Origin of the sequence: Rhodococcus marinonascens NBRC 14363 (genome assembly GCF_001894885.1) — a bacterium.
Taxonomy (GTDB): domain Bacteria; phylum Actinomycetota; class Actinomycetes; order Mycobacteriales; family Mycobacteriaceae; genus Rhodococcus_F; species Rhodococcus_F marinonascens.
This window is the reverse complement of record NZ_BCXB01000067.1, coordinates 1-8703: the sequence shown is the minus strand read 5'-3', so window position 1 is coordinate 8703 and position 8703 is coordinate 1. Positions and strand designations below refer to the sequence as shown.

Genomic DNA, 8703 nt, shown 5'->3' with positions numbered 1-8703 from the left:
TAAAAGTTTCTTCCCTGCCGCAGGCAGGGAAGGGTTTTCGGTACCGTCAGGTGCCGGTTTCTTCTCACCGGAGGTGAGGGTGTTAGGCATTTGGTGAGAATGGGGTGGGGTTGTCGGTGGTTGCGATGCGACACGAATGCTCCGATGACACGACCCGCGTCGCGCCCGCCCCCGGTCGGCGGGAGCCGCTACACTTCCGCGCATGACTTCCCCCTCCGAGGCAGCCGCGGCACGCTCCCGCCGGCTGCACACCGTCAAGAACGTCGACCGCAACGTCAAGGCCGCCCGGGCACGCGCCCTCGAGCACCACAAGCGCATCGAGGAGTTGGCGAAGCCGCTGAACGCGGTCTCCGAGAAACTCGCCCAACTGGACCGGCAGGCCGAGACCGTCGGCGCGGCCGGTGACCGCCGCATCGAGTCCCTGCGAAGCGGGCTGGGGAAGAAGATCGACAAACTCAAAGCCGACACGGCGGCGAAGATCGAACAGACCGAGCAGGACACCGAAACCAAGATCGAGGCGCTGCGCACCGCGCAACGCGGATCCGAAGAAGCCCTCCTGATCGAGCACGCCCAGGCGGTCGTGGCGTTCTCCGACGGTGGGTCACCCGCCGACCTGGCCACCGTCCTCGGCCTGTCCCAGAAACAGGCGAAGGACCTGATCGACTCCTCGAAGGCCGACCTCGACGCCGCCGGCCTCACCCCCTCCGGCGCCGCTGACACATCGCCCACGGAGAACGTCGACGCCCCGACTGCGCCCGCCACCGCGACACCGACCCCACCCGCCGCCGACCCGGCGAACGCCGCCGACGAAACCACACCGGCGGCCGTCGATTCCGCGGTCCTCGCCTCGGCGTGACGACGTACCCGGGTGAGCGGTGACCGAGGAAACACAACCGGGGTTGTGGCCGCCGGAAACATCCGGCGGCCATCATTCCGGTTCGGTCCATGTTGGTCGGCGGAAGCGGCCCGTCGATGTGTCCCTGCCCCCCACCGCCCGCAACATCGCCTTGTTCTGGTCGAAGGTCGTCAAGTCACCAAACGCATGCTGGTATTTCGTCGCAGCAATAAGCAGTCCGGACGGATACGGCAGGTACAACTATCAACGCCGCAATCGGCAGCGCACCGTCCTCGCCCACCGGTTCTCGGTGGAACTGGTCCACGGCCCCCTCGACGAGCATGTGGTGTGCGAACACAAATGCAACGAACCGCTCTGCGTCCGGGTCGGCCCCGGCCACCTCACCCCGTCGACGCACAGCGAGAACGTGCGCTACGCCATCGCACTCGGCCGAATGTCCGGACACACCCTCCTCGACGGGCAGGGCCGATCCCGGTACCAGCGTTCGCTCGACATCCGCGACGCGCTCGCGCACGGCTACGACGAAGAAGCATTACTCCAAGCCAAGACCGACTACGGCCGGGACCAAGGCATCCTGTTCTGACGTAAGGAGAATGTCAACCATGTGGGACAGCTACACCGTCATCCTCAAGTTCGGCGAACAGTTCGCTGAGCCTCCCCCGGACGTCGTCAGCTACATCGAGACGTGCTTCAACGGGTTCCGGCCTGTCATGGGCTTTAATGAACTCACCCTGACGGTCCCTCAGAACAGCGTCGAAGCCGCCCGAATCGTAGCGGTCGGACTCGTCGAGAGGACTGTGAAATGGAGACCCGTCACCGGCGTGACAGCGATGCCAACCGCGGAGTTCAATCGGTTGTCAGGGGTGGCCCCACCTTCGGAGTGATCTAGGCATCCTGTTCTGAATTCCGGCCACGGCGGCTGGCGGTCTCGGATCCTCGGGTTCTTTCGACGATGAGGCACTGCGGCAGCACCTTGGCCCCTGAAAGGTTCTTCCGGGGCCAAGGTGCTGCGTGTTCTCAGTGCTCGGGCAATGTCACTCCGTGTGTTCGGTGTGCGTCGGTGATCAAGGGCCGATGCGCTGGTGTGTTCAGATGGCGTGTTCGGCTTCGTCGTCGAGTGTGTGGTGGTGTTCGGGTTGGGGGTGGATGGTGTTCGCCCCTTGATGGTCCTCGGCGGCGGTGTTGGCGATGATTTCGCGGAGTGGGCGGGCCTGTGCGTTGCTGGCGGACTTGATGCCGTCAATGATGGATTGGTCCACTGTGGCAGTGGCCGTGGCCGTGGCGTTCTGTTTGTCGTCCGGCTGTGCGGTGGCCGGTGCCGGGTTGTGGGATGCGTGTCGTTGCCGGCCGCGTTCCATGCTGGCTTCCTGGAGCTTCTCGCGTGGGATCTCCCGATCCTTGGCCATCACGTCGGCTCGCCATGCGCAGGCACCGAATGCGTCGGCGCGGCGATTGGCGGTCCCGCGATCGCTGAGACCGTTGCCGTCCCATGCTTCCCAGTTCCATTGGCGGGCCTGCCAGGAGGTGCGGGCTCCGGGCATCCCCGTGTTGGGGTCGTAGCCGTATCTCCATTCGGCTTCGGTGTCGTCGAGGGTTTGCCAGGGCTCCCGTTCGCGGGCTTCGGCGCGGGCGGGTGCGTCCGCTGCCCAGTTCTTGCGGGCTTCGGCCATGCGCCCCGGCACACTCGCGATCACCTCTTCCCGGTTCATCGCTTGCTCGGACGCCCACCCTTCGGTGGGGTTGAGGTCGAGTGACCATCCCTGGTATTGGCCGTCGGCCCGGCGGCGTTCGGTGTCGAGTCGGTTCTTGCGGAGCGCCTCGGGTGAGTTCTCCCGCGAGTTGACCTCGAGGCGTAGCTCGTGGGCGGTGAGCTTGGCCTGTTCGAGTTCGTCTTCGTGTGCGAATACCAGCTCGGGTTCGGCGCGGGCGATGTCGAGTTTGGCCTTGTCTCGTTCGAGCTGAACTTCGAGTGCATCGCCCCGGTTGCTGACGGCGGACACATGGTTTCGGGTGGACTGGATGAATCCGGTGGCGGCGCTGTCGAGGGCGAGGATGTCGATCATCTTGTCGCGCTCGTAATAGCGCTCCTCCCCCGCGATGTCGACGATGTAGTTGGCGAGGGTGTGCGAATAGCCGAGCATGATCGGGACACCGTTGATCGACGCGATCGGAAGGAGCGTCCGTTCCTTCGTGACCTGTTCGCGGACCGCTCCCAGAGACTCCTTCAGGGCCTCGCGCAGATCGGATGCTTCACTGTCGGGCACCGGTCCGCCGGCCAGGTCCCAGATGCGTTTGCTGCGGTCCTCGATACCGAGCCACTCCTGCAGCTTGCTGCTGTGCGCCTTCAACTCGGGCAGCCGTGCGACCGCGACCGTGATCTGGCGTTCGAGGGATCGGATCGTTGCCTGCCGTGCCGCGTTGTTGTTGGTGACAGCGTTGCGCCCGGCTTCGAGTGTGGTGACTTTCTGTTCGGCCTCGACCTGCTCGACGAACACCGGGTCACCGGTCGCTGCCGCTTTGGTTTGCGCCCACGACAGCGACAGGTCTCCCCCGACGTCCTCCATCGTGGGTGGGACGTCTTCGCGGCGGAGCTGCGCGACGAACGCGGACTTGCGGGCCACGTACTGGTACATCATCGCGTCGTAGGAGCGGCGGGCGACGACGTTGATGACACCGACTTTGCCGAAGGTGTTGCCCTGTCGGATGATGCGCCCGATCCGCTGTTCCATGTCGGCGGCGGTCCATGCCGGGTCGAGGTTGATCAGTTGTTTGAGTGCGCGTTGGACGTTGAGTCCGGTGCCGCCCTTCTTCGTCGACGTCAGCAGGACACGGATGCGTCCGTCACGGCACGCCTCGGTGAGCGCGGATTTCGCCTTGGGTGAGTTGTGGTCGTGCATGAAGGCGATTTCTTCGGCCTTCATGCCGCGTGCGATCAGGGCGTCCCGCATTTCGGTGTAGACGTTGCGGGCGCGGCGGCCGTCGCCGGCCTTGGGGGTTCCCCGGTCGCAGAACACGAGCTGGAACGTACCGGTCATGTCCGGGCCGTATTTGTCGGCCGGAATGAACACGTCGGCGTTGTCGACGTGGGTGTTCCAGATGACGTCGGCGGCGACCTCGACACGGGAGTGTTCCGGGGGCGGTGAGGGCAGGTTCGCGAGCCGGGGGTGCATGGTGACGTTGCGGCCGTCGGTGGAAATTTTCAGGGTGTTGTCGATGTGCATCTGGTCGCCCTTGACGTTGTTCAGGCGTTCGTCCAGGTCGGCGACGAAGTCGATGACGTCCTGGCCCTGGTCGTACTCGAGGATCGTGGGCGCCCCGCCCTCGATCTCGGGCAGCGGTACCGGGATCTGGTCGGAGGTCACCACGTCCCGGAACTGGTCGAGCATGGCGACGAGTTGGGGCACGTTCGCGTACTCGGCCATGCGGGTGACCATCCGCAGTTTGGTTCCGGTGATGTTCATTTCGGCTGCGGTGACGGGTTTGGCGAAGGCTCCCGCCCAGTTGTCGATGCGGCCCATCCCCATCCGCGTCAGCAGATCCGGTCGCAGCATCTTGGTCATCACCCAGATTTCCGACATGGCATTGGTGATCGGGGTGCCGGTCGCGAAGGCCATCGCCTTGGCGGGTGCGTTCGGCTTCCCGGCCCGCGCGTTACGGTCCTGGGCTTGTTTGCGCAGGAACCGTGCCTTCATCTCGAGGTCGGAGGCGCGCTGCGACCCCTCCGGCACCGACAGGTCGGCGGAGTTCGAGGGCCTCGAGAGGTTTTTGTAGTCGTGTGCCTCGTCGATGAACATGAAGTCGCACCCGGACTGCTCGAAGCTCAGTCCGTCGTCGGTGGATTTCTGTTCGATGATCGTTTCGATGCGTTTGGTGGTCGCCTTGATCGCGTTCTCGATCTGTTTGACCGAGAACTCCGCTCCGTCCTTGTTGGCGGCGTCGAGCGCTGCCCGCATCTCGGTGATCTCGTTGTCGAGGTATTCGAGCTGCGCCTCCCGCTTCATCCCGATCATCCCGAACACCGACTGCGCGACGATGACCATGTCCCAGTCGGCGACGGCGGTCTGCCCGATGAACCGCTGCCGGTCCTCGACCCCGTCCAACTCGGATGCGACCAGGATCTTCGCGTTCGGGTAGGCGTCGCGGGCCTCCTTGCCCCACTGCCCGAGTAAATGGTTCGGGACCACCACCCACGGTTGACGGACCTGCCCGAGCCGCTTGGCTTCCATGCAGGCCGCCGTCATGGTCAACGTTTTCCCGGAGCCGACGACGTGATCGAGCAGGATCGTCTCGTCGTGCAGGAAGCGTTGCACCGCGGCGGCCTGGTAGTCGTACAGCGTGTATTTGGGGTTCAGGCCGGGGAACTGTGTGAACTCGGTGCCGAACTTCGGTTTGACGAAGGAGTTGCACAGCTCGTTGTAGGTGGCGGCGAGGGTGACGTAGCGGTCGCCGTCGGCCCACAACCATTCGGCGAACCGTTCCTGCATGGCGGTCGCGTTCGACCGGGCGGCGGCCGTCCGTTCGGGATGGAACCGCGGCTTCGGGGACCGGTCCAGTTCCTCGGATGTTTTGAGCACCTGCACCGCCCTGTTGTTGGCGATCAGGTTGAACATGTCGACACCGGTCAGTGCGGTGCTGCCAAATTTGTCGGTGTAACCGCGCATGGGGTTCTCGTGCCGGCTGCTCTGGTCGGTCTCGAAGTTCCAGTTGCCGCTGACCTTGTCGAACTCGGTCGTGAGCTGGTGTGGATCGAGACCGAACTCGGTGATCAGGAATTGCCGGTAGTACTCCATCGGCACCCAGGTGGCACCGGGGCGGACACCGATGAGGGACGGGTCGACGTCGGCGGGGACGACTCGTTCGAGGGCTTCGACGGCCCCACCGAACAACTCGGGGTCCTCGGCCGCCCGCATCCGTGCTGTGGCGAGTTTGTCGCGGACGTGGCCGGAGAGGAACGTTTCGGCGATCTCCCATTCCCCCGGGTGATCGAGGGACGGGAACATCCGGCCCCGGGCCTGGTCGACGACGTCGCCGACCTCGACGTCGAGTAGCTCGGCCATCCGTTCGGGCGAAACCCAGCCGAGTTCGTCGAAGCTGATCGCCATTGCCTCGTCGACATGGTCGGCGGTGTCGGCTCTGGTCTTGAAGGGGGTGGTGTCCTCGGTGAAGATCGGCGACTTGGTGGCCACGGCGCCGGTGCCGTCGAACCGGGCCGTGAAGGTTTCGATCGCCAGGACCATGCCGATGCGGGGGTCCCGTGCGATCGCACCCTGGAGGTGGCTCTGGTTTTTTCGAGGTGTCGGCTCCGTGGCAGCCTTGTCCTGCATTTCCTCGGCAATGTCGTCGGGGACCGGACCGCCGTAGGGTGCGGCGTCCTCGGGGTCGAGTCCGTCCTCGCGGGCCTCGGCCTTCCCGGTCTTGATGCGCCACCCGGTGATGGCCTTGTCGAGCCGTTCGGCGATCTTCTTCTCGGTCAGCGGTTTCGGGTCGGTGAGGGTGAACCGGTTCAACGGCCCCCACCGGTCGGTGTAGCGGTCGTAGAGGTTGCCCAGCTGGGCGCGGAAAGCGTCGCGTTCGGCGCGGGTCGATTCGACCTCGCGGCTCGCCTCGGTCAAATTCATGACGGTCTCACCGAGAGCGATGAGGACCTTCCACTGCTCGGTTTTGTCTTTGCCGGTGCAGTTGGCGTACGCCCATCCCTGCCCGATCGTGAACTGCTCGAACTGCCCCTTGACCTCGTCGAACCGCATTGTGCCGGGTTCGACGGCGGTGGACTCGAGGCCGGCGCCGGTGACCAGACCGGCGGTGGTGAACGCACCGGCGGCCTTCGCGGTCGGCGGCGGGGCGGTGAAGCCGAGTCCGCGCTCGACTGCCTGGTCGATGATCGGATCGAGCTGGCGGCGCAGCTGGACCGCCAACGTGGTCCGGGTGCGGGGTTCGACGATCAGGGTCAGGTTGCCGTTCGCCCCGTGCCCGACCGCCAGGTCGCCGAGCACCCGCTCGGGGTGCTCCCGGAAGTAGCCGTTGATCCGGTACAGCTCGGCCGGCGCGTTGTCTTCCGCACCCCGCCGGTCGACCGGGATGCTCTTGACCTCACCGGCCCACGCCGCGGTGTCCGGGGACGGCTGCTGTCCTTCGCCGCGGCGGCGGAAGATCAACACGTCCGTGACGACCGCTGTTTTGGCCTGCCGGTCGAACGCCCCGGTCGGTAGACGCACCGCACCGACCAGATCGGCGGCCGCGGTGATCTTCTTGCGTGCGTCCGCGCGTTTGGCGTCGGAGGTGTATGCGGAGGTCACCACCGCGACGTAACCGCCGGGTGCGGTCAAAGCGAGGGACTTGACGATGAACTGGTTGTGGAGAGAATGCCCGTCGACGTTGTGGATCGGATCGTGGACACCGTACTTGCTGAACGGCACGTTGCCGATCGCCCCGGAGAACGTGCCGTTTTCGGCGAAGTTGCGTTCGAATCCATGATTGCGGATCTGCTGCGACGGATACAGGTGGTGGGCGATCTGGGCGCTGATCGGCTCGATCTCGACGCCGACCATGTTCACCCCGGTCGGGGCGGTGCCCACGAAGTGCCCGGCACCGCAGCCGGGTTCGAGGATCAGGGCGCCCTCCGGCAGCCCGGCCCGCTCGACGGCCCGCCACAGCTCCGCGACAACCGACGGGTCGGTGTAGTGGGCGTTGAGGGTGGTCTCGCGGGCCTGCCCGAAACCGCGTTCCCCGAGGAGTTCGAACAGCTCCTCACGCTCGGTGCCCCAGGTCTCGCGGAAACGGGGCCGGTTGTCGAAAACCTCCGGCACCGCACCCCACCCGGACCACTGGGCCAGGACTGCCTGTTCCTCCGCCGTTGCCGACCGTTGACGGCGCTCGAGCTCGAGCACCATCCGTGCCGCGGCGATGTTGGCGTGCACGCGGGCCTTGGCCCCCGAGGGCACCAGCACCTCGGTACCGAGCTCGAAGTCGGTGGCCGGTGAGGGCTCGACTGCCGGCGGGCTGACCGTGGGCTCCTCCACCGCGACGTCGTCCTGGACGTCGATTTCGGGGTCCTGGTCGGCCACCGGTGCCGGTTCGGCGGCGGTGGGGGCGCGGCGAGCTGCGGTTTCCGGTGAAACCCAGATGTGCGCGCCGCTTTCCTTGCGAACCTCGATCAGGCCGCCGGTACGCCACAGCGGGCTGGTGATCGGTTCGCCGTGCACATGCTCGGGAACCACCAGCAGTTCCGTGTCAGTGGTGGGCGGGGCCTGCTCAGTCAGGGCCGCCTGTTCGGCGGCCCCGGGTTGTTCCCACGCCGGATCAATGCCCTCTCCCTGGTCTCGGGTCTGCGCCTCGGCCTCGGGGACCTTCTCCGGGGTCTGGGCGGCTTCGGGGTGGGTGGTGGCGGTGTCCGCGACCTCGGGGCCGGTCAGGGTCGTGCGCGCGAGGTCGATGGCCTCCCGGAAGGAATCGATGTCGCCGTGCGGTTGCCCGTCGAGGGTGATCCGGTTGGCGGGGCCGCGCCAGTTCGGCGGCCGGGTGATGTCGATGTGGGTGCCGTCGACGTCACCGACGATCACGTGGCCGTTGGCGTAGGTCGTCAGGTCGCTGACATCGAATCCGGCGGCCGCGCCACTGCTGTTGCGTAGTTCGGCCAGCAGCGGTGGGTCGATCTCCGAGCGCAGCACCCAGTCCAGGTCGAAGCCTTTCGCTTCGAGGAGGGAGACGTCGGCGGCCATTGCGCGGTGCAGCTCGTCGAGGATGGTGCGGCGCGCCTCCTGGACGATCTGTGCATCCGCGGCGGCGGTGCCGTTCTTCGCGTACTTCCACAGCGGGTCGCTGCGGGCGGCCGCGTGGTAGAACTCGTG

4 protein-coding genes are annotated in these 8703 nt (G+C 66.1%); 3 read left to right on the top strand and 1 reads right to left on the bottom strand.

Going from position 1 to position 8703, the window contains the following annotated elements; genetic code table 11:
• Window positions 1-202: 202 nt before the first annotated feature.
• From RM2_RS22185 to RM2_RS22175, 3 genes are all read left to right on the top strand, one after another.
• The gene (locus RM2_RS22185) at window positions 203-856 is read left to right on the top strand and encodes a hypothetical protein (protein ID WP_072691655.1); all 654 of its coding nucleotides are present in this window, start codon (window positions 203-205) and stop codon (window positions 854-856) included.
• Between the two features lie 118 nt (window positions 857-974).
• Window positions 975-1439 carry an HNH endonuclease family protein gene (locus RM2_RS22180; protein WP_245814098.1) on the top strand — a complete coding sequence of 155 codons (465 nt, stop codon included), beginning with the start codon at window positions 975-977 and terminating at the stop codon, window positions 1437-1439.
• Window positions 1440-1449: 10 nt separating this feature from the next.
• Entirely contained in the window at window positions 1450-1740 is a 291-nt protein-coding gene (locus tag RM2_RS22175; protein WP_169846801.1) for a hypothetical protein, read from the top strand.
• A gap of 204 nt (window positions 1741-1944) precedes the next feature.
• Here the strand turns inward: RM2_RS22175 and RM2_RS22170 are convergent.
• On the bottom strand, window positions 1945-8703 hold a 6759-nt coding region (locus RM2_RS22170; protein ID WP_072691652.1), incomplete at its 5' end, for a helicase-like domain-containing protein.

What these genes read in the sequence shown, in the direction of transcription:
- RM2_RS22185 (WP_072691655.1), top strand. Translation starts at nt 203, where the DNA reads ATGACTTCCCCCTCCGAGGCAGCCGCGGCACGCTCCCGCCGGCTGCAC.
- RM2_RS22175 (WP_169846801.1), top strand. Translation starts at nt 1,450, where the DNA reads ATGTCAACCATGTGGGACAGCTACACCGTCATCCTCAAGTTCGGCGAA.